Below are 19,267 nucleotides of genomic sequence, written 5' to 3' on the forward strand. Positions count from 1 at the left end.
CGGTGAGTCCCCACTCACAGCCCGAGACCGCGGCCTCACGGCGGCCCTCCTCCTGCTACTGGAGGGCGATGTGCCGCCGCCGTTCGCGGTGCGCCGGTTTGCGCCGTTGCCAAGCCTCTCGTACAGGCTTGGAGATCTCCACACTGGGGCTCCAGGTGAGCGCGACTTCGGCCCTCACGTGGACCAGACGAACTACTCGGTGGTGGTGGACGAACAGGTCGTCGTCAAGTGGATCACCCCACCTGTCCCCTTGCCCCATCCCACCCCGGAGATCTTCGCCCATCTCGTTGAGGCGGGCTTCAACGACACGGCCCCGCCTTACGCTGCCCTGACACGTGCAGTGGACGGGCGCGAGGAGCTCCTGGCCTTGGTCACGGGCTACCTGCCGGAGGCCCGCGACGGCTGGGAGTGGTGCGTCGACGAGGCGGAGACCGGCACCACCGGGTTCGCCTCCGCCATCGGCCGCCTCGCCGCCGACCTCCACCTCGCGCTCGCCACCTTCCCCGCCGCCGGTACGGCGAGCACCCCCGCGGCGGCCAGGGCGGAGACCGCACTGGTGGAGGCGCTCGAACTCACCGACGGCGAGGACGGCGCGTGGCTGGCCACCAGAGCGGCCCGCATGAGGCACGAGCTGGCGCCCCTGCAGGCGAGCATCGCGAGCCCCCTCATCCGGATCCACGGCGACCTCCATGTGGGCCAGATCCTCCAATGGCGTGACGGCTACGCGGTGATCGACTTCGACGGCAACCCGACAGTGACGGACGCGGACCCGTGCCAACCGGCCGCGAGAGACGTGGCCCAGCTCACCACGAGCCTGGAACACGTGGCCCAAGTGGCGATCAGACGCAGGAACACCCCACCGGCCCAGGCCGCGCGATGGGCAGCCGAGGCCCGCGAAGAGTTGCTCGCCGCTTACAAGGCCCGCCTGACGGAGAAGGGCAGGCCGGATCTCCTCGACGAGAGGCTGGTCCGTCCGTTCGAGGTGGAGCAGGAGTGCCGCGAGCTGATCTACGCCGCCCGCCACCTCCCCCGCTGGCGCTACGCCCCCATGGGCGTCCTGCGCACCTGGTACCAAGAGGAGAACATCACGTGAATTCCGAGCTCTACCTGTCCGACCTGGAGGCCAAGCCGGCGGCCCTCCGGAGCCTGGCGGGCGCACTCCGGGCGGAGAGCCCCTTCGAGCGGCTCCCGCGCGGCCTCACCAGGGTGCTCTTCCTGGGCATGGGCAGCTCCAGGTACGCCGCGGGAGTGGCCGCCCTGCGCCTGCGGGCCGCGGGCATCGGCGCGTACGCCGACTACGCCTCGGCCGCCGCCACCTACCCGGCCGCCGAGGACACCCTGGTCGTCCCGATCTCGGCCACCGGCTCGAGCAGGGAGACCCTCGACGCCCTGGAACGGTACACGAACGGCCCGTCCTTCCTCGCGGCGCTCACCAACAACCCCGGCTCACCCCTCGCCCAGGCGGCCGGCCTCGTGGTCGACATGCGGGCGGGCGAGGAGCGCGGCGGCGTGGCCTGCCGTACGTTCCAGCACACCCTGGCCCTCCTCCTGGCCCTGGAGGCCCACCTCACCCAGACCGATCGCGACGTTCCGGGACTGCTCGAGCGGGCCGCCGAGGCCACCGAGGACCTCCTGGACCGCAGGGACGAGTGGCTCCCCCTGACGATGGAGCTGCTGGACGGCGACCGCGGCGTCTACACCATCGCCCCGGCCGAGCGCCTGTCGTCGGCCGAGCAGTCGGCGCTGATGTTCCGCGAGGGCCCGCGCCGCCCCGCCGACGCCTGCGAGAGCGGCGACTGGTCCCACGTGGACGTCTACCTCACCAAGACCCTCGACTACCGAGCCCTGCTCTTCCCCGGCTCCCGCTACGACGCCCAGGCCATGGAGTGGGTACGCGAGCGCGGCTCCACGGTGGTCACCGTGGGCGCGGAGGTGAAGGACGCCACGGCCGCCGTCAGGTACGTCCACGACACCGACCCGGAGGTCGCCCTGCTCACCGAGACGCTCGTGGCCGAGCTGGTGGCCGCCTACTGGTGGTCGGCGGGCTAGGACCGGACGGTCAGCGCGTGCTCGACGAGCGTGATGAGGGTGTTCTTGACCGCCTGCCGCTCCCGCGCGTCGGTGCGCACGATCGGCACGTGCGGCGACAGGGTGAGCGCCTCCCGCACCTCGCTCTCGACGTGCGGGAACTCCCCGTTCCACCCGTTCAGTCCGACGACGAACGGCATCCCGGACTGCTCGAAGTAGTCCACGGCGGGGAAGCTGTCGGCCAGCCGCCGCGAGTCCACCAGCACCACGGCCCCGATGGCTCCGCGCACGATGTCGTCCCACATGAACCAGAACCGGTGCTGCCCGGGCGTGCCGAACAGGTAGAGGATCAGGTCGTGCTCGAGTGAGAGCCGCCCGAAGTCCATGGCCACGGTGGTGGTGGTCTTGCCGGGCGTGTGCGCCAGGTCGTCGATGTCCGCGGACGCGTCCGTCATCACCGCCTCCGTGGTCAGCGGCATGATCTCGGACACGGAGCCCACGAACGTGGTCTTCCCGACGCCGAACCCGCCCGCCACGACGATTTTCGTGGAGGTGAGCCGGCTAGAGCCTGCGAAGTCCACTCAATACCCTTTCGAGCAGGCCCCTGTCGGGGAGGCCCGCGTCCAGCTGCGGCTGGTAAACCCTGACCAGCCCGTCCGCCTCCATGTCGGCCACCAGCACCCGCGCCACCCCCAGCGGCACACTCAGCAGCGCCGAGATCTCCGCCACGGACCGCACCTGCCGGCACAGCTCGCTGATCGCGCGGTATTCACGGGTGTACGTCGGACCGAGTTGTGCAGAGGTGGCCGACGATACCAGGGCCTCCATAGCGAGCTCCGTGCGAGGAGCGGTCCTGCCGCCGGTGACGGCGTACATCCGGACGAGGGAGCTGCGCTCCTGCTCCGGCTCATCGTTGTGCCACGATGCCAACGTCTGCTCCCATCACCCTGTCTGTCTGCCGCAGCCGGGCGCGGCCGGCACCGCGAGCCCGGCCGCGAGGGCGGCGAGCCGGCCGGCACGGTCTTCGGGGAAGCTCAGCTCCTTCATCACTCCTCCTCGAGCTCGGCGCGGCCCTTGCGCACGCCCTGCTGGTAGCTGGCCAGCCTGTTGCGCAGTCGGTCAGGCGACACCGGAGGAGCGGGAGCGGGCGCGGGTTTCGGATGCGCGGTACCCGGTACCAGATTCGCTCTCGGGGTCCGCTTCGGCAAGCCGGAGTTGGTGGTGCCGCTCTGCGCGGGCTCCGCGGCCGCGCCGGCGGCCTGCCAGCCCTGGTCGGCGGGGGTCGCCCAGTCCGGGTCGCGGAGGTCCGCCGTGGGCGCCGACTTGGTGAACCAGCCGCTCTCTTCGACGGCGGCGTAGATGGGCAGGAAGTCGTCCTTGCCCGACGCCGGGCTCGGGGTGGCGAATGAAGGGTACGAATCGCGCGGCGCGGCGAGGTCCGGCGGCGGCGACTCGACCGAGGGGGCGCGGGACGAGGTGAACCAGGACGAGGAGGCGGGCGCCGGGGGCATGCCGTCCAGCGACGGATGCCCGGGTAAGGGCCCCGGAGGCGGCAGGGTGGAGAAGGACGGGTGCCCAGAAGCCGGTACAGAAGACGGCCCGGATAACGGCGCAGCGAACGGCGCGGAGAAGGGTGCGGAAGGCGCCGGTGAGGTCGCCTGCAGGGGCACCTGGACGCGCTGCGGCGCGGGCACCGAACCCGGCACCGCCGTGAGCAGCGCGGGCGGGATGAGCACCATGGCGGTCAGCCCGCCGATGTCCTGCATGCGCAGCTGGACCTTGATGGTGTGCCGCAGGGCCAGCCGGCCGACCACGAACAGGCCCATGCGCCGCGACACCGACACGTCCACGACGGGCGGGTTCGACAGGCGCCAGTTGGCCTCCGACAGTTCTTCGGGGCTCATCCCGATCCCGTGGTCGGTGACCGACAACATCAGGGACCCGCCGTCGATGCGGCTGCTGGAGATGATGACCTTGGTGTCCCGCGAGGAGAACGAGACGGCGTTCTCGATCAGCTCGGCGAGCAGGTGCACCGCGTCCGTGACTGCCTGGCCGGCGATGGCGACGTCCGACTGGACCTGGATGCTGACCCGGTCATAGCTCTCGACCTCGCCGAGCGCGGCGCGCACGATGTCCATCAGCTCGACCGGCTCGCTCCACTTGCGCGCCGCCTCCTGGCCGGCCAGGACGAGGAGGTTCTCGCTGTTGCGGCGCATGCGGGTGGCCAGGTGGTCGAGCTTGAACAGGTCGCCGAGCCTGGTGTCGTCGCGCTCGCCGCGCTCCAGCTTCTCGATCAGCGTGAGCTGCCGCTCGACCAGCGTCTGGCTGCGCCTGGACAGGTTGACGAACATGGCGTTGACGTTCGCGCGCAGTTTGGCCTCGTCGCCGGCCAGGCGTACCGCCTCGCGGTGCACCTCGTCGAACGCGCGGGCGACCTCGCCCACCTCGTCCTTGGAGAAGATCCCGATGGGCGGAACCTCTGTCTGGACCGCGCCGTCGCGCGACTCGCGCAGGTGCTGGACGAAGTCGGGCAGCCGTTTGCCCGCGATCTGCAGCGCCTCGCCCCTCAGGCGGCGCAAGGGGCGTACGAGTGACCTGGCGACCCCGGTGGTGACCAGCAGGACGGCGACGAGCAGCACCAGCACGGCGGCCGCGGCCACGAACGCCTGCTGCCGCTCGTCGGCGCTGAGCGCCTCGCTGCGGGCCACGATGCCCTGGGCCTGGCGCTCCTCGACCTTGCGCATGGAGTCGACGACCACGCCGGCCGCGTCGAACCACTCCTTGGCGTCGTCGCGCTTGCTCAGGTCGAGGCCGCGCAGGGGCAGCCCCTTCGTGCCCCTGATCAGCACGAGCTCACGCAGGAACAGCATGCGGTCGGCGGATCTGCCGTTGACCGTCTCGTCGAAGAAGCGCCGCTCGTCCGCGGTGGCCTCAACGGCGTAGGCTCTGCGCTCGTTGAGTTCCTTGGACTGCTCGCCGAGGAAACGCTTGAGCTGGTCCTGGTCGAACGTCCCTTCGACCAGGACGACGGTGACCAGCGCCTGCTGGTAGGAGACGCTCTCCTTCGCCCTGGCCAGGGCGTTGAGCATGCTGGTCCGGCGGAACAGCTCGTCGTCCACGCTGTCCTTGACCAGCTCGTTGTGGACCGAGAGCAGGTCGCCTATCACGGTCGAGTAGAGCTCGACGGCAGGGCCCGGCAGCAGGGTGGCGTCGAGCGCCTGTTTGCGCAGGCCGGTCAGGTCGTCCAGCCGGCTGAGCAGGTTCTCGAGCTGGTCGGCGGTGCGGCCGCTCGCGTCGTTCAGCAGCTGCCGGACGGTGCCACGTACCTGCTTGGCGGTCCTGTCCACCTCGTCCATCTGGTCCCGCACCCTGGACAGCCCGTCCGCCGGGCGGTTGCGGGCGATGTACCAGGCGGTCCTGGCCCGCTCGGCGGCCACCTGCTGGGTGAGGTCGCCCAGCTGGGCGGAGAGCTGGGCGAACTGATTGGTACGGGCGTAGTCGCCGGCGGCGGCCGTCCGCGCGAGCACCTGAATGCCGCCCAGCAGTACGGCGGCGGCCGTCGGGATCAGGATGAGAGCGACGAGACGTGCCCGGACGCGCCAATTGCTCAGCCGCCAGTTGCCCCTACTGGCCTGCCTCTCACCCAGCTCTGTACTCACAGAACGCACCTCGCCCGAATCGGCGTTTTTGAGGGGGCTGTGCCCCGCGGGAAAGCAGCGAGTGCCGGTAATTAGAACACATCCCACGGCAGGGTAGCCCACACGAACATAACGCTACAAAAAACAAGTTCTGTGACTCATGAGGCAAAACCTGGGGTCCCACCATAAATGATCAGAGAGTGGGAAATAATCCTTTAACGCCCTAGATGTCCGATAGTGGGGGTTTCGCACGTTCCAACTCCATAACGCGAGAGGAGCGCGCTGATCTCTGGAAGGTCACGACGTTGAGATTCCCGTTATTCGGGACATATGTTGAGCCCGTCAAGAAGGAGGCGATGGTGGGGGATTCTCCCGACAGCGCGGCCATCACCGTTGAGGGCCTTTGGAAGATCTTCGGTTCCCGGGCGCAGAAAGTGCTGGACGGCGAGGACAGGCATCTCGATCAGGCCGCTCTGAGAGAGAAGACCGGCTGCACCGCCGCCGTCAGGGACGTGAGCTTCGAGGTGCGCCCGGGCGAGGTCTTCGTGGTCATGGGCCTGTCGGGCAGCGGCAAGTCCACCCTCGTACGCTGCCTCACCCGGCTGATCGAGCCCAGCGCGGGCGAGATCAGGATCGGCGGCGAGGACATCGGCAGCGCCTCACCCGCCCGGCTCCGCGAGATCCGCCGCCACCAGGTCAGCATGGTCTTCCAGCACTTCGGCCTGTTGCCGCACCGCAGGGTGATCGACAACGTCGCGTACGGGCTGGAGATCCAGGGCGCCGCCAAGGCGGCCAGGCACGCGCGGGCGGCGGAGATCCTCTCCCTCGTGGGCCTCGACGGCTACGCCGACGCCTACCCCGACCAGCTGTCCGGCGGCATGCAGCAGCGCGTCGGCCTGGCCCGCGCGCTGGCCGTGGACCCGCAGGTGATGCTGTTCGACGAGCCGTTCAGCGCGCTCGACCCGCTGATCAGGCGCGACATGCAGGCAGAGGTGATCCGCCTGCACCGGGAAGTCGGCAAGACGATGCTGTTCATCACCCATGACCTGTCCGAGGCGCTCAAGCTGGGCGAGCGGATCGCGATCATGCGGGCGGGCTCGATCGTGCAGCTCGGCACCGCGGAGGAGCTGGTGGGCGCACCCGCCGACGACTACGTGGCCGACTTCGTCCGTGACGTGCCCAGGAGCCACGTGCTGACGCTGCGCTGGATCTGCCGCGAGCCGGAGCCCGGTGAGCCGTTGGACGGGCCGGCGTTACCGGTCACCACGCTCATCAAGGACGCCATCGGGGCCTCCTCGGCCTCCTCCCGCCCGATCAGGGTCGTGGACGGCGACGATCTCGTGGGCGTCGTGGACCGCGTCGACCTGCTGAGCTTCCTGTCGGGGCAGGACCTCGCCGTGAAGGCCGAGGCATGAGCGAGCGCAGCGAGCGAATCATCGGACGCAGTGCTTTGCTCATGCGGCCGACGAAGGAGGCCGCATGAGCTCGACTGCGGTCAGCACGCCGGGCGGGCTCCGGTTGCCGAGGTGGGCGGCCCCGGCCGGAGTGGCGGTCCTGTTCGTGGTCGCGTACCTCGTCTTCCGCGGCACGGCGACGCTGCCGCACGACAAGGAGGCGCCGCAGTTCCTGGCCGTCACCGACCTGCGCGAGTGGATCGACGACCACCGCAACGACAACCCGCTCTTCCTGTACTTCCTCAACTACATCCGGCTCTTCGTGGGCTGGCTCTACGACCTCTTCCAGGTCACCCTGTACGCGCTCGGCTGGCCCGGCATCACCGGCGTCCTCGGCGCGCTGGCCTGGCTGGCGGGCGGCTGGCGGATCGCGCTGCTCGCGGTCGCGGGCGTGAGCGCGTTCGGATTCCTCGGGCTCTGGCAGTCGAGCGTCGACACGCTGGCCCTGGTCGCGGTCTCCGTGCTGCTGTCGCTGGCGATCGGCATTCCGCTGGGCGTCTGGGCCGGGCTCTCGCGCCGCGCGCGACGGGCGATCACGCCGGTGCTGGACGTCATGCAGATCATGCCGACGTTCGCGTACCTGGCGCCGCTCGCGCTGTTCTTCCACATCGGCGCGCCGGCCGGGGCCATCGCGACCATGATCTACTCGATCCCGCCGGCCATCCGCATCACCGCGCTGGCCGTCTCGGAGGTCTCCCCCACCGCCGTCGAGGCGTCCACCTCGCTGGGCGCCACGCGCGCGCAGACGCTGTTCAAGGTCTACCTGCCGCTGGCCAGGTCCACGATGGCCCTGGCGGTCAACCAGACGATCATGATGGCCCTGTCCATGGTCGTCATCGCGAACCTCATCTCGGCCCCAGGACTGGGTGGCGACATCATCCGCGGCCTGTCGCGGGCGCAGGTCGGCATCATGCTCCCCGCGGGCGTCGCCATCGTGATCATCGCGGTGCTGCTGGACAGGATGACCATGGCGGTCTCCCGCCGCGGCCCGCACTCCAAGCTGAGCCGGGCCGACCTCGTAGGCGCCGGCGTCCTCGCGGTGGGCGGGCTCGCGCTCATCCCCGTGCTCCCCAGAACGTGGCCGGACGGGCTCACGGTCAACTTCGTCGCGGAGGTCAACGACGCCGTCCACTGGGCCGAGACGACCTGGTACCCGGTGACCACGTTCGTCAAGGACCTCACCACCAGCGCTCTGCTCAACCCGCTGGAGTCGCTGCTCACCTCGGCCCCGTGGTGGCTCATGGCGCTCGCGGTGCTGACCGTCGCCTGGTGGGTGAGCGGGCTGCGCCCGGCTCTGACGGCGCTGGGCTGCCTGCTGGCCATCGCGCTGCTCGGCGTCTGGGAGCACACCATGCAGACGCTGACCACGGTCGCCGTGGCGGTGCTCGTCACGCTGGTCATCGGCCTGCTGCTCGGGGTGGCCGCGGCCCGCTCGCCGCGCTACTCGGCCGTGCAGCGGCCCATACTCGACGCCGCGCAGACCATGCCGGCGTTCGTCTACCTGCTGCCGGCGCTGGCGCTGTTCGAGACCACCAGGTTCACCGCCATCTTCGCCTCCGTCATCTACGCGGTGCCGCCGGTGGTGCGTCTGGTCGAGGACGGCATCAAGGGCGTGCCCGCCACGGTCGTCGAGGCCGCCGCCTCGGCGGGTTCGACCTCCGGCCAGCTCCTGTGGAAGGTGCAGCTGCCCATGGCCAGGCGGGCGATCCTGCTCGCGGCCAACCAGGGCATCGTGATGACGCTGGCCATGGTGGTCGTCGGCGGTCTGGTCGGGGCGGGGGCCCTCGGCTACGACGTGGTCGTCGGGTTCTCCCAACGGACCGACTTCGGCATGGGTTTCGTGGCCGGCATCGCGACCGTGCTGCTCGGAGTCATGCTCGACCGCATCACGCAGGGCGCCGACAGGCGCCCCTCCCCCCGAAAAAGGAAGTTCACATGAAGATTCGCCTGCTCGCAGGCCTCCTCGCCCTTGGGCTCGGCGCCGCGGGCTGCGGCGGAGCAAAGGTCGAGACCTCTCCCAGCTCCTCCGCCGCCGCCCCGCAGGCCGGCTCCAGCGCCCCCGCCGGGACCGTGAAGATCGCCATCAACCCGTGGGTGGGCTACGAGGCCAGCGCGAACGTCGTCGCGTACCTGCTGAAGAACGAGCTCCACTACAACGTCGAGTTGCCCGAGATCAAGGAGCAGGTCGCCTGGGAGGGCTTCGAGACCGGCGACGTCGACGTCATCATCGAGAACTGGGATCACCCGGACCTGAAGAAGAAGTTCATCGAGGAGAAGAAGGTCGCGGTCGAGGCCGGCTCCACCGGCAACAAGGGCATCATCGGCTGGTACGTGCCGAAGTGGATGGCCGACAAGTACCCGGACATCACCGACTACAAGAACCTCAACAAGTACGCCGACCTGTTCAAGACCTCCGAGTCCGGTGGCAAGGGCCAGCTCCTCGACGGCGACCCCAGCTACGTCACCAACGACGAGGCCCTGGTCAAGAACCTGAAGCTGAACTACAAGGTCGTCACAGGCGGCAGCGAGGCGGCCCTGCTCAAGTCCGCCACGCAGGCGCAGGAGCAGCAGAAGGCGCTGCTGTTCTACTTCTGGACGCCGCACTGGCTCTTCGACAAGGTGGACCTGGTCCGCGTCAACCTGCCGGCCTGGACCGAGGGCTGCGACGCGGACGCCAAGAAGGTCGCCTGCGACTACCCGGAGATGGACCTCGACAAGATCGTCAGCAAGAAGTTCGCTGACTCCGGGGGCAAGGCGTACGAGCTGGTCAAGAACTTCAGCTGGACCAACGAGGACCAGAACGCGGTCGCCAACGACATGACCAACAACGGCATGACCGGCGAGCAGGCCGCGAAGAAGTGGATCGAGGCCAACACCGCCAAGTGGCAGGCCTGGATCCCCAAGTGACGCCCTCTTGACCGCAGCCCCCGCACGGGGCTGCGGTCTCCCGGGAGACCTCTCATGTTGCGAACGAAGAAGCTCGTCGGGCCGCTGGTCGCGGCCCTGCTCCTGGCGGCCGCCTGCTCCGGCGAGGGGCCTGCCGCCACCGCCGGGTCCAAGGGCACCGTCAACATCGACATCCACGGCTGGGTCGGGTACGAGGCACAGGCCGCCGTGCTGGCGTACCTGCTCGAGCACGAGCTGGGCTACACGGTGCACAAGCGGACCATGAAGGAGAGCGATTCCTGGGACGATTTCGAGTCCGGCAAGGTCGATGTGATCGTCGAGAGCTGGGGTCACAACGACCTGAAAAAGAAGTACATCGAGCAGAAGAAGGTCGCCCTGTCGGCCGGCCTCACCGGGAACAAAGGTGTGATCGGGTGGTACGTCCCCGAGTGGATGGTCAAGAAATATCCCGATATTACGGACTACCGAAACCTCAATAAGTACGCACGCCTCTTCCGGACCGATAAAACCGGAAATCTCGGACAGGTCCTCGACGGAGATCCGACCTTCGTGACGAACGACGAGGCTCTCGTCAAGAACCTCGGGCTCAATTACAAGGTCGTCTACTCGGGCAGCGAGACCGCGTTGATCAAGGCGGCCGAGTTCGCGACCAAGAATCGGACAGCGCTGCTGATGTATTTCTACGAGCCGCAATGGGTCTTCACCAAGGTCAAGCTGGTCAAGGTCGCGCTGCCGCCCTATGCCGTGGGCTGCGACGACGACCCGAAGAAGGTCGCCTGCGACTACCCGCCGTACCTGCTCGACAAGATCGTCAGTAGGAGGTTCGCGGAGACCGGCGGCAAGGCGTACGAGCTGGTCCGCAACTTCAGCTGGACCAACGACGACCAGAACGCGGTGGCCAGCGACATGATCAACGAGAAGATGACCGCCGAGCAGGCGGCGCAGCAGTGGGTGCAGGAGAACAAGATCGTGTGGAAGGACTGGATCCCCCGTTGAGGTTCGACTACGTCATCGTCGGCGGCGGTAGCGCGGGCTGCGCGCTGGCCAACCGGCTGAGCGCCGACCCCTCGGTGTCGGTCCTGGTGCTGGAGGCCGGCCGGCCCGACTACCTGTGGGACGTGTTCATCCACATGCCCGCCGCGCTGATGTTCCCCATCGGCAGCCGCTTCTACGACTGGAAGTACGAGTCGGAGCCGGAGCCGCACATGGGCGGCCGCCGGATCTACCACGCCCGGGGCAAGGTGCTGGGCGGCTCCAGCAGCATCAACGGCATGATCTTCCAGCGCGGCAACCCGCTCGACTACGAGCGCTGGGCGGCCGATCCCGGCATGAAGCACTGGGACTACGCGCACTGCCTGCCGTACTTCAAGAAGATGGAGAACTGCCTGGCCGACCCCGGCACGGCCTTCCGCGGCGGCGACGGCCCGCTGAAGCTCGAACGCGGCCCGGCGCGAGGGCCGCTGTTCGAGGCGTTCTTCGAGGCGGTCCAGCAGGCGGGGCACCGGCTGACCGACGACGTGAACGGCCACCGCCAGGAGGGCTTCGCGGCCTTCGACCGCAACATCCACCGCGGCCGCCGGCTCAGCGCCGCCCGCGCGTACCTGCATCCGGTACGCGGCCGGCGCAACCTCACGGTCAGGACCCGCGCCTTCGTCGAGAAGATCCTCTTCGAGGGCACGCGAGCCGTCGGCGTGGTCTGCGACGGGCGGCGTGTGGAGGCCGGCGAGATCATCCTGTGCGGCGGCGCCGTCAACACCCCCCAGCTCCTGCAGCTCTCGGGTGTCGGTCCCAGGGCTCTCCTGGAGGAAGTGGGCGTCAAGGTGGTCCACGACCTCCCCGGCGTCGGAGAGAACCTGCAGGACCACCTCGAGGTGTACGTCCAGCACGCCTGCAAGCAGCCGGTCTCCCAGCAGCCGTCCCTGGCCGTGTGGCGCAGGCCCTTCATCGGCGCCAACTGGCTCTTCCTCCGGGGTGGCCCCGGAGCCACGAACCACTTCGAGGCGGGCGGCTTCATCCGGTCGAACGACGACGTGGCGTACCCGAACCTGATGTTCCACTTCCTGCCGATCGCCGTCCGCTACGACGGCTCGGCCCCCGCAGGCGGCCACGGCTACCAGGTGCACATCGGCCCGATGTACTCGGACGCCCGGGGCTCGGTCCGCGTCAAGTCGGCCGACCCCCGCGAGAAGCCCGCCCTGCGCTTCAACTACCTGTCCACGGCCCAGGACCGCCGAGAGTGGGTGGAGGCGATCAGGCACGCCCGGGCCATCCTCGCCCAGCCCGCCTGGTCGGACCTGGACGCCGGGGAGATCTCCCCGGGGCCCGGCGTGCGGACGGACGAGGAGATCCTCGCCTGGGTGGCCAGGGACGGCGAGACCGCCCTCCATCCCTCCTGCACCTGCAAGATGGGCACGGACGACATGTCCGTCGTGGACCCTGACACCATGCGCGTCCACGGCCTGGACGGACTGCGCGTCGTGGACGCCTCGGCGATGCCGTATGTCACGAACGGCAACATCTACGCCCCGGTCATGATGCTCGCCGAGAAGTCGGCCGACCTCATCCTGGGCAACACGCCCCTACCCCCGGAGCCCGTGGAGTTCCATCGGCACAAGTGACAGTTGTTTCAAACTAAACTGAACACCATGGCTCCTGACGATGACCGCGAGCGCACGCTCGACTGGGTCGAGCGCGTGGCGATGTTCTGCGGCGACGCCTGGGGCCTGGCGCCCATCACCGGCCGCATTCTTGGCTGGCTGCTGATCTGCAGCCCCGCCGAGCAGTCCGCGGGCGAGATCGCCGACGCGATCGGGGCCAGCCGGGCGTCCATGACGTCCAACATGCGCCTGCTGACCTCTGTCGGTCTCGTGCGCCGCCGCACCCGGCCGGGCGAGCGCACCACGTACTACCGGATCGAGGACGACGCGTTCGAGAAGGTCGTGCGGCAGCGGCTCGCCTCGTTCGCCGCGTTCGGGGAGATCGCCGAGGAGGGGCTGAAGCTCGGCGGGGCGGACGCGGAGCGCACCCGCCGCATCCGCTCGGCCCAGCAGTCCATCGCCCTCCTCATCGACCCCGAGAAGTGACCCGGGAAGTAGCGCTCACGCCGCCCGGCTGTTCACCAGGGCCTCGATGCCGTCGAGGACACGCTGCAGGCCGAACTCGAAGGCGTGCTCCGGACTGTAGGCCGCGTTGAGCTCCTCGCCCGCGGCCTGCCCCACGCGCGAGGCCGTGGGAAAGCGTCCGGGGTCGGCGATCCGGCTCAAGAAGGGCGCGTGCGCGGCCCACCACTGCTCGTCGGTCATGCCCGTCTGGCTCTCGGCCTGCGCCGCCTCCACCGCGCCCCGCGCCGCCCCGTGCACGAACCCGGTGACCAGCGTGATCACCGAGTCCATCTCCAGGTCCGTCAGCCCGATGCCGTCCACGGCACGCAGCTCGTAGTCGTATTTGGCCGTGACGTTCGGCCCGAGCACCGGGCGGTTCGCCGCCACCTGCAACAGCCATGGGTGGCGCAGGTAGAGCTCCCAGTTCTCCCTGGCGATCTGCTCCAGCCCGCCCCGCCAGCCGCCGGGCACGTCCTCCGGCCTGGCCGTCTCGCCGTAGACGGTGTCGAGCATGACGTCGAACAGCTCGGGCTTGCCCGGCACGTACGTGTAGAGCGACATCGTCCCGACGCCGAGCCGCTCCGCCACGCGGCGCATGGACAGCGCCTGCAGCCCTTCGGCGTCGGCCACCTCGATGGCGGCGCGCACGATGCGGTCGACGCTCAGCTCGGGCTTGCCCTTGCGGCTGGCGCGCTCGCTGGTCCGCCAGAGCAGCGCCAGGCTGCGCGCGGGGTCGCCCTTTCCCGAGTACTCAACGGTCACATCCGTACGGTACACCGTACGGTTGCATGGTCTCAACCGTATGTTGTACGGTACGCCGTACGAAGCCAGAGGAAGGGGCACGTATGTCAGCGGTGCTCGCGCAGGGCCTGCGCAAGACGTACGGCGAGAAGGCGGCGCTCGACGGGATCGATCTCGACGTGGGCCGGGGCACGGTCTGCGGCCTGCTCGGCCCCAACGGCGCGGGCAAGACCACGGCCGTCCGCATCCTCACCACCCTCCTGCGGGCCTCGGGCGGCCGCGCGGAGGTGGCGGGATTCGACGTGGCGACCCGGCCCCGCCAGGTACGCCGCAGCATCGGCCTGGTCGGCCAGCACGCGGCGGTGGACGAGATCCTGACCGGCCGGCAGAACCTCGAGCTGTTCGGCCGCCTCTACCACCTCAGCGCGCCGAAGGCCCGGGCCAGGGCGGACGAGCTGCTCGAACGGTTCGGACTGGACCACAAGGGCCCGGCCAAGGAGCATTCGGGCGGCATGCGGCGCAGGCTCGACCTCGCGGCCAGCATGATCCTCGCGCCGCCCGTGCTGTTCCTCGACGAGCCGACGACGGGGCTGGACCCGCGCAGCCGCGCGGAGATCTGGCGCGCGGTGCGCGAACTCGTGGCGGGCGGCACGACCGTGCTGCTGACCACCCAGTACCTCGAGGAGGCCGACCAGCTCGCGGACCGGATCTCGGTGATCGACTCCGGGCGGGTGGTGGCCGAGGGCACGCCGGACGAGCTCAAGGCCAAGCTCGGCGGCGACCGGCTCGACGTGGTGATCCACGACCTGGCGCGGCTCGACGAGGCCGCCGGGATCGTGGGAAGGGTCGCGTCCGGGCCCGCCGAGGTCGACCGGGACACCAGGCACGTGAGCGCGCCGGTGAGCGAGCGGGTGCGGGCCCTCACGGAGGTGCTCGCGGCCCTGGCCGCCGCTGCGATCGAGGTCGAGGACGTCGCGCTGCGCCGCCCCACGCTGGACGAAGTCTTCCTGAACCTCACTGATGCCGGAGGTGGCGCGAAATGAGATGGGCTCTGGCCGACGGCTGGACGGTCGCCCGCCGCGACCTGATCCATTGGACCAACCAGCCGATGACGGTGGTGTTCGGGGTCCTCTTCCCCGTGATGATCACGCTGGCCTTCGGCTACCTGTTCGGCGGCGCGGTCGAGGTGCCCTCGGGGGCCGACTACTTCGCCTTCCTCATGCCGGGCATGTACGGCATGACGATGCTCTTCGGGCTGAGCGCCACCATGATCGCCGTCACCACCGACGCGTCCAAGGGCGTCACCGACCGTTTCCGCTCCATGCCCATGGCCCCCTCGGCGGTCCTGATCGGCCGGGCCGTCGCGGACCTGCTCAACTCGGTCCTGGTGCTGGCCGGGCTCCTGGTCTGCGGCCTGGCGGTGGGCTGGCGTCCCTCCTCGTTCTCCGGCGCGCTGGGCGCGGTGGGCCTGCTGCTGCTCCTGCGCTTCTCGCTGCTGTGGGCGGGCATGTACCTGGGGCTGCTGACGAAGGATCCGGGCGGGGTCGTGGCGATCCAGACGCTGGAGTTCCCGATCGGCTTCCTGTCGAACGCCTTCGTGGCCCCTGACACGATGCCCGGCTGGCTGGGGGCGATCTCGGAGTGGAACCCGCTGTCGTCCACCGTGGCGGCGGCCCGTGAGCTCTTCGGGAACCCCGGGTGGGGCGGGGACTCATGGGTGGCCCAGCATGCCGTCCTGATGGCGGTGATCTGGCCGGTGGCGATCACCGCCGTCTTCTTCGTCCTGTCAGTACGCCTCTACCAGCGGCTCGACCGCTAGCCGGAAAGCGCCTGTTCGTAGGCCTTGAGGGTGTCCACGAACATCCGGCGCTGCTCGGACGTGAGCGGCTCCAGGGCTTGGCGCCAGGCCGTGGCGCCGTAGCCCAGCCACTCATTGATCGACTTCGCGTGCCGGTCGGCGATGCTCACGATCGTGCGGCGCCGGTCGGCATCGTCCTCGCGCCGATCGAGGACGCCCTTCCGGTTCAGATCCCCCACCATCAGGCTGACCGTCGCGGGCGCCACCTCCAGCCGCGACGCCAGCTCGTTCACCGTCATCGGGCCGTCGAACAGCAGGTACGCCAGCAGCGACAGGTGCCTGGGCGCCAGCGACAGCGACTCCAGCTCCGGAGGCACCCCGAGGCGCTTGGCCCGCCCCACCATGCGCGGCATCAGCAGCAGCAGCGTCCTGATCCCGTCATCCACGCTCAAGCCGTCTGTTGACATCCTCAATACCTTGCTGTCTAAATTAGCTTTGGTTGCAAAGCAAATATGAAGCCTCGTCTAAGGATAGTGACGTGACCGATTTCAACCAGCAGGTGATCGAGGAGTTCCGGGCGAACGGCGGCAAGGTGGGCGGCATGTTCGAGGGCGCGCCTCTCGTCCTGCTCACCACCACCGGCGCCAAGTCGGGCCGGCGGCGTACCAACCCGGCCGTCTACCTGCGGGACGGCGAGCGAGTCCTGGTGTTCGCCTCCAACGCGGGCGCCGACGCCAACCCGGCCTGGTACCACAATGTGCTGGCCAACCCCAGGGTCATCGTCGAGCTGGGAGAAGAGCGGTTCGCGGCCAGGGCGGCGCCGCTCGAGGGCGAGGAGCGCGACCGCATGTACGCCAGGCAGAGCGCCATCGACCCGGCCTTCGCCGCGTACCAGGAGGGCACCGGCCGGGTCATCCCGGTCATCGCGCTCTACCCCGAGACCGAGCGGCTGCAGGCGTTCGGGGACGAGCTGGCCAGGATCCACGACTACCTGAGAGGCGAGCTGGCCAAGGTGCGCGAAGGGGCGCCGGCCGGCGACCTGCGGGCCCACTGCCTGACGTTCTGCGACGCGATGACCTTCCACCACAACGGTGAGGACCGGGTGGCGTTCCCGCACCTGGAGAAGCTCTTCCCCGAGTTGAAAGAGCCCCTCGACCGGCTGCGCGCCGAGCACACGGTGATCGCCGAGCTCGTCGGGGAGCTGCGGGAGGCCGCAGAACCCGGGACGCTCGACCGCATCGCGAACGAGCTGGAGGCCCACTTCACCTACGAGGAGGAGCAGCTGGTCCCCGTGCTCAACTCGCTGGAGAGCGTCCCGTGGGCCTAGCGGACGGCGCTAGCGTACGGGTGCCGCGCGCAGCCGTACGACGTGCTCGACCAGCGAGATCAGCGTCGCCTTGACCGACTCGCGGTGGCGGGCGTCCGTACGCACGATCGGCACGTGCGGCGACAGCGCGAGCGCCTCCCTGACCTCCTGGTCGGTGTGCGGGAACTGCCCGTCCCAGCCGTTGATGCCGATCACGAACGGCAGCTTGGCCTCTTCGAAGTAGTCGATCGCGGGGAAGCTGTCGGCCAGCCGGCGCGTGTCGAGCAGCACCACCGCCCCGATCGCGCCCCGCACCAGGTCGTCCCACATGAACCAGAACCGGTGCTGTCCCGGCGTCCCGAACAGGTACAGGATCAGGTCGCGGTCGAGCGACAGGCGGCCGAAGTCCATGGCCACGGTCGTGGTCTGCTTGTTCGGGGTGAGACCGAGGTCGTCGATGCCCGCGGACGCGTCGGTCATCACCGCTTCTGTGGTGAGCGGAAGGATCTCGGACACCGCCCCCACGAACGTCGTCTTGCCGACGCCGAACCCACCGGCGACGACGATCTTCGTCGACGTCAGCCCTGGGCTAGAGCCTGCGTAGTCCACTGAGCACCCTTTCGAGCATGTTGAGGTCTGGCTGTCCCTGGCTGAGGCGTGGCTGGTGCAGGCGGACAAGCCCTTCGTCGGACATGTCCGCCACAAGCACTCTGGCCACGCCCAGCGGGACGCGGAGCAGGGCCGAGATCTCGGCGACCGACCGGAACGACCTGCACAACTGCATGATGGCTTCCTGCTCGGGGGTGAGCAGGGCCATCTCGTCGTCCGGGATCGACATGGACGAGATCAACGTCTCCATCGCTAGGTGATAGCGCGGCTCGGATCGGCCGCCGGTCACCGCGTAAGGACGGAACAGGGGTTCGTCGTCCCCGGCTCCGTCAACGCCGTACACGGCCCGCTCCCATCAGTTCCATCACATCACCGGGTCCTGGCTGCCTGGAGCTCAGCCCGGAGGGCCGGCGTCAGTGCCTGTCCGGCCCTGTCTACCAGCAGCGTCATCTGGTACGCCACCAGACCCATGTCACAGTCCGGACCCGCCAGCACCGTGAGCACGGAGCCGTCGCTGATCGCCATGACCAGGAGCAGGCCACGCTGCATCTCGACGACCGTCTGCGTCACCGCGCCGCCCTCGAACACCCTGGAGGCTCCCACGGTCAGGCTCAGCAGGCCCGCGGAGACGGCGGCGAGCTGGTCGGCCCGGTCCGGCGGGAAGCCTTCAGAGGCGGCCAGGCACAGGCCGTCGGCCGAGACCACGACGGCGTGCGCGACTCCGGGCGTGTTACGCACGAAGTCGGTGATCAGCCAGTCGAACCTGTTCGCCTCATGGCTAAGGGTTGTCACGCATCCTCCCCGACGGGACGCTCACTCACTCTGTTCCTCCTGTCCACGTACTTCCTGGCGGCCCCGTCGCACGCCCTGCTGGTAACTGGCCATCCGGCTGCGCATCCGGTCCGCCGAGATCGGCGGCGTCGGAGCGGGCCGCTGCGGCTGCTGCGGCTGCGCCGGCTGGTTCGCCGTACCGGGAACCAGATTGGCCTTGGGGGTGCGCTTCGGTAGCCCGGCGGCGGTGATGCCGCCGAGGCTGGGCTCGGCGGCAGCGGCCGCCGCGCGCCAACCGGCGTCGGCCGCCGTTCGCCACGCTTCCTCCCCAGAGGGTACGGCTTGCGAGGGCTTGCCCTCACCCCCGCCTGCCGACTGCGGCGCCACCTCGCCCGCCGTCTCATTGGGCGGCCTGCGGAACCAGGCGGACTCCACCGACGCGAAGATCGGCAGGTATTCCTCCCGCTCGGCCTCCATCGGCGACACATCGACCGAGGGGGTCGGGTCCGGCCTGCGCACGTCGTTCGTGGGGTACGACGGGGCCGGCGGAGGCGTCTGGAACGCGCCATTACCAGATGGGTACGAGCCCGCGTTCGGGAACGAGGGGTAGGCGCCCGAATCGAACGAGGCCGACTGCCTGCGGTACGAGCCGCCGTCGGTGTCGGCGGTGAAGCCGTTCACACCTGTCTTGCCGGGGTCCGACTGGAACGGCGCGCTGTCGTACGAACGCGGCTCCGGCGTGCTCTGAGGGGGCCGGTAGCCGTGCCGGGGAGAGGGGCCGCTGGGCCGCCCGCCGCCGTCGAAGGACTCGAAGCTGCCGAACGACCTGAACGTCCCGTTCTGCACAGGCGGGGCCGCCGGGGCCGGCACGGTGCCGCCGCCGAAAGCGAGCCGCTGCCGCAGCGGCCCTGGCC

At 69.5% G+C, this 19,267-nt stretch carries 19 protein-coding genes and 1 pseudogene; 11 read left to right on the top strand and 9 right to left on the bottom strand.

Annotation, left to right across the window (positions count from 1 at the left end; translation table 11 throughout):
- Positions 1-178 precede the first annotated feature (178 nt).
- Positions 179-1,093, top strand: coding sequence for a hypothetical protein (locus AB0J09_RS12450; protein ID WP_360689209.1), 915 nt, complete (start codon positions 179-181; stop codon positions 1,091-1,093).
- On the top strand, positions 1,090-2,049 hold the full coding sequence (locus tag AB0J09_RS12455) for an SIS domain-containing protein (protein WP_360689211.1): 960 nt from the start codon (positions 1,090-1,092) through the stop codon (positions 2,047-2,049). The genes AB0J09_RS12450 and AB0J09_RS12455 overlap by 4 nt, the downstream gene beginning before the upstream one ends.
- On the opposite strand, the gene AB0J09_RS12460 is transcribed toward AB0J09_RS12455, so the two are convergent.
- From AB0J09_RS12460 to AB0J09_RS12470, 3 genes are all read right to left on the bottom strand, one after another.
- On the bottom strand, positions 2,046-2,609 hold the full coding sequence (locus tag AB0J09_RS12460) for an ATP/GTP-binding protein (protein WP_360689213.1): 564 nt from the start codon (positions 2,607-2,609) through the stop codon (positions 2,046-2,048). The two genes, AB0J09_RS12455 and AB0J09_RS12460, sit on opposite strands and share 4 nt — an antisense overlap.
- Positions 2,590-2,958 (bottom strand): DUF742 domain-containing protein, encoded by a 369-nt coding sequence (locus AB0J09_RS12465; protein ID WP_360689215.1) that lies wholly within the window; start codon positions 2,956-2,958, stop codon positions 2,590-2,592. The genes AB0J09_RS12460 and AB0J09_RS12465 overlap by 20 nt, the downstream gene beginning before the upstream one ends.
- A gap of 116 nt (positions 2,959-3,074) precedes the next feature.
- Complete coding sequence (locus AB0J09_RS12470; RefSeq protein ID WP_360689217.1) at positions 3,075-5,687, bottom strand: nitrate- and nitrite sensing domain-containing protein; 2,613 nt, start codon at positions 5,685-5,687, stop codon at positions 3,075-3,077.
- Positions 5,688-6,022: 335 nt separating this feature from the next.
- On the opposite strand from AB0J09_RS12470, the gene AB0J09_RS12475 reads away from it, so the two are divergent.
- The 6 genes from AB0J09_RS12475 to AB0J09_RS12500 all read left to right on the top strand — a co-directional run bounded on the left by AB0J09_RS12475 (position 6,023) and on the right by AB0J09_RS12500 (position 13,110).
- Positions 6,023-7,081, top strand: coding sequence for a glycine betaine/L-proline ABC transporter ATP-binding protein (locus AB0J09_RS12475; protein ID WP_360689243.1), 1,059 nt, complete (start codon positions 6,023-6,025; stop codon positions 7,079-7,081).
- 64 nt (positions 7,082-7,145) lie between these two features.
- Positions 7,146-9,059 (top strand): ABC transporter permease subunit, encoded by a 1,914-nt coding sequence (locus tag AB0J09_RS12480; protein WP_360689219.1) that lies wholly within the window; start codon positions 7,146-7,148, stop codon positions 9,057-9,059.
- Complete coding sequence (locus AB0J09_RS12485) at positions 9,056-10,027, top strand: ABC transporter substrate-binding protein (protein ID WP_360689221.1); 972 nt, start codon at positions 9,056-9,058, stop codon at positions 10,025-10,027. Before AB0J09_RS12480 ends, AB0J09_RS12485 begins: the two co-directional genes overlap by 4 nt.
- A gap of 54 nt (positions 10,028-10,081) precedes the next feature.
- Complete coding sequence (locus AB0J09_RS12490) at positions 10,082-11,023, top strand: ABC transporter substrate-binding protein (RefSeq protein WP_360689223.1); 942 nt, start codon at positions 10,082-10,084, stop codon at positions 11,021-11,023.
- Positions 10,999-12,645, top strand: coding sequence for a choline dehydrogenase (gene betA / locus AB0J09_RS12495; RefSeq protein WP_360689225.1), 1,647 nt, complete (start codon positions 10,999-11,001; stop codon positions 12,643-12,645). The genes AB0J09_RS12490 and betA overlap by 25 nt, the downstream gene beginning before the upstream one ends.
- 27 nt (positions 12,646-12,672) lie before the next feature.
- Positions 12,673-13,110, top strand: coding sequence for a helix-turn-helix domain-containing protein (locus AB0J09_RS12500; RefSeq protein ID WP_360689227.1), 438 nt, complete (start codon positions 12,673-12,675; stop codon positions 13,108-13,110).
- Between the two features lie 15 nt (positions 13,111-13,125).
- Here the strand turns inward: AB0J09_RS12500 and AB0J09_RS12505 are convergent, their stop codons facing one another.
- Positions 13,126-13,890 (bottom strand): TetR/AcrR family transcriptional regulator, encoded by a 765-nt coding sequence (locus AB0J09_RS12505; RefSeq protein ID WP_360689229.1) that lies wholly within the window; start codon positions 13,888-13,890, stop codon positions 13,126-13,128.
- A gap of 83 nt (positions 13,891-13,973) precedes the next feature.
- Here AB0J09_RS12505 and AB0J09_RS12510 point away from each other — a divergent pair, with 83 nt between their 5' ends.
- A complete protein-coding gene (locus tag AB0J09_RS12510; protein WP_360689231.1) occupies positions 13,974-14,912 on the top strand; it encodes an ATP-binding cassette domain-containing protein in 939 nt (312 codons plus the stop codon).
- Positions 14,909-15,688, top strand: a complete 780-nt coding sequence (locus AB0J09_RS12515; RefSeq protein WP_360689233.1) for an ABC transporter permease — start codon at positions 14,909-14,911, stop codon at positions 15,686-15,688. The genes AB0J09_RS12510 and AB0J09_RS12515 overlap by 4 nt, the downstream gene beginning before the upstream one ends.
- Here AB0J09_RS12515 and AB0J09_RS12520 read toward each other — a convergent pair.
- A complete protein-coding gene (locus tag AB0J09_RS12520) occupies positions 15,685-16,134 on the bottom strand; it encodes a MarR family transcriptional regulator (protein WP_360689235.1) in 450 nt (149 codons plus the stop codon). The genes AB0J09_RS12515 and AB0J09_RS12520 overlap by 4 nt on opposite strands.
- A 71-nt stretch (positions 16,135-16,205) precedes the next feature.
- Here AB0J09_RS12520 and AB0J09_RS12525 point away from each other — a divergent pair, with 71 nt between their 5' ends.
- Entirely contained in the window at positions 16,206-16,994 is a 789-nt protein-coding gene (locus tag AB0J09_RS12525; RefSeq protein ID WP_360689237.1) for a nitroreductase/quinone reductase family protein, read from the top strand.
- A 9-nt stretch (positions 16,995-17,003) separates the two neighbouring features.
- On the opposite strand, the gene AB0J09_RS12530 is transcribed toward AB0J09_RS12525, so the two are convergent.
- From AB0J09_RS12530 to AB0J09_RS12545, 4 genes and pseudogenes are all read right to left on the bottom strand, one after another.
- On the bottom strand, positions 17,004-17,582 hold the full coding sequence (locus tag AB0J09_RS12530) for an ATP/GTP-binding protein (RefSeq protein WP_360689239.1): 579 nt from the start codon (positions 17,580-17,582) through the stop codon (positions 17,004-17,006).
- A complete protein-coding gene (locus AB0J09_RS12535) occupies positions 17,563-17,925 on the bottom strand; it encodes a DUF742 domain-containing protein (RefSeq protein ID WP_360689240.1) in 363 nt (120 codons plus the stop codon). Before AB0J09_RS12535 ends, AB0J09_RS12530 begins: the two co-directional genes overlap by 20 nt.
- Positions 17,926-17,951: 26 nt before the next feature.
- Positions 17,952-18,374 (bottom strand): roadblock/LC7 domain-containing protein, encoded by a 423-nt coding sequence (locus AB0J09_RS12540; protein WP_344986924.1) that lies wholly within the window; start codon positions 18,372-18,374, stop codon positions 17,952-17,954.
- Positions 18,375-18,395: 21 nt separating this feature from the next.
- Positions 18,396-19,267, bottom strand: a pseudogene (locus AB0J09_RS12545) (hypothetical protein); the annotation flags it as partial.

This window comes from Nonomuraea sp. NPDC049784, assembly GCF_040659615.1.
In the GTDB taxonomy this organism is placed as follows: domain Bacteria; phylum Actinomycetota; class Actinomycetes; order Streptosporangiales; family Streptosporangiaceae; genus Nonomuraea.

Excerpts from the sequence above, each read along its gene's own strand:
- AB0J09_RS12475 (WP_360689243.1), top strand. The coding sequence starts at position 6,023 with ATGGTGGGGGATTCTCCCGACAGCGCGGCCATCACCGTTGAGGGCCTT.
- AB0J09_RS12480 (WP_360689219.1), top strand. The coding sequence starts at position 7,146 with ATGAGCTCGACTGCGGTCAGCACGCCGGGCGGGCTCCGGTTGCCGAGG.
- AB0J09_RS12485 (WP_360689221.1), top strand. The coding sequence starts at position 9,056 with ATGAAGATTCGCCTGCTCGCAGGCCTCCTCGCCCTTGGGCTCGGCGCC.
- AB0J09_RS12490 (WP_360689223.1), top strand. The coding sequence starts at position 10,082 with ATGTTGCGAACGAAGAAGCTCGTCGGGCCGCTGGTCGCGGCCCTGCTC.
- AB0J09_RS12500 (WP_360689227.1), top strand. The coding sequence starts at position 12,673 with ATGGCTCCTGACGATGACCGCGAGCGCACGCTCGACTGGGTCGAGCGC.
- AB0J09_RS12510 (WP_360689231.1), top strand. The coding sequence starts at position 13,974 with ATGTCAGCGGTGCTCGCGCAGGGCCTGCGCAAGACGTACGGCGAGAAG.
- AB0J09_RS12515 (WP_360689233.1), top strand. The coding sequence starts at position 14,909 with ATGAGATGGGCTCTGGCCGACGGCTGGACGGTCGCCCGCCGCGACCTG.
- AB0J09_RS12520 (WP_360689235.1), bottom strand. The coding sequence starts at position 16,134 with ATGTCAACAGACGGCTTGAGCGTGGATGACGGGATCAGGACGCTGCTG.